Raw genomic sequence first — 717 nt, 5'->3', positions numbered from 1 at the left:
TGACGCTTCGATCCGTTCGACTAGATGCACCCCGTCCCTGCGGGCAGTACGGCGTGTCACCAGACCCGGCGTCGTCGACCGAAACCGCCGCCCGGTAGAGACACCAGGGGATCGTTCGACAGTCGTTTCAACCGCTTTGGCAATACGCGGAGCGTGCTCGAAACCGCTCAGCAAAGCAGTCGCTGCCGGATAGTGCTTACGAATGTCGTCTTCGCGCAATTCCATCTGATCTGACGTCAAACTCATGTTTTTCCTCGCAATGCCGGGCTGAAGCCCGGCCTACTCTTATCACGTAGGGCGGGTTTCAGCCCGCCTCTGGTCTCAATATCTCAACACCTGTCCGGCCTTGCTGACCACGAACTTGCGCACATCGGCAAAACCCGGCGGATTGCGTTCGGCCAGCACCTGAAACGGACGCTGGGGCAGGATGATCGACCGCTGGGTACGGGTAGCGCCGGTTTCGGCCCCCTGCCCTCCGAACGGATCCAAGGCAAAAACCTCGCGTTCGACGGTCGAGAACCATCCGGCCCGCTCTTCGATCACATCTTCGCTTTCCAGCTCTTCCGTGGTCCAGGCCAGCGCCCAGTCCTGACCTTGCGGAGATTGCGCATCCTCCAGCACCTGCCGCAGGGGGCCGGATTGTTCGGTATAGGCTGAGGAATACATTGGCCCCACATGAATGCGGCGCAGGTGTTTGGGGTGCAGGTCGTCGAAATC

At 60.5% G+C, this 717-nt stretch carries 2 pseudogenes; both read right to left on the bottom strand.

Going from position 1 to position 717, the window contains the following annotated elements:
* Positions 1-246, bottom strand: a pseudogene (locus tag ACR0EL_RS22270) (AAA family ATPase); the annotation flags it as partial.
* Positions 247-321: 75 nt separating this feature from the next.
* A pseudogene (locus ACR0EL_RS22265) lies at positions 322-717 on the bottom strand (hypothetical protein); the annotation flags it as partial.

The organism is Ruegeria sp. AH12, assembly GCF_056541465.1.
This window is presented reverse-complemented; position numbering and strand designations above follow the sequence as displayed.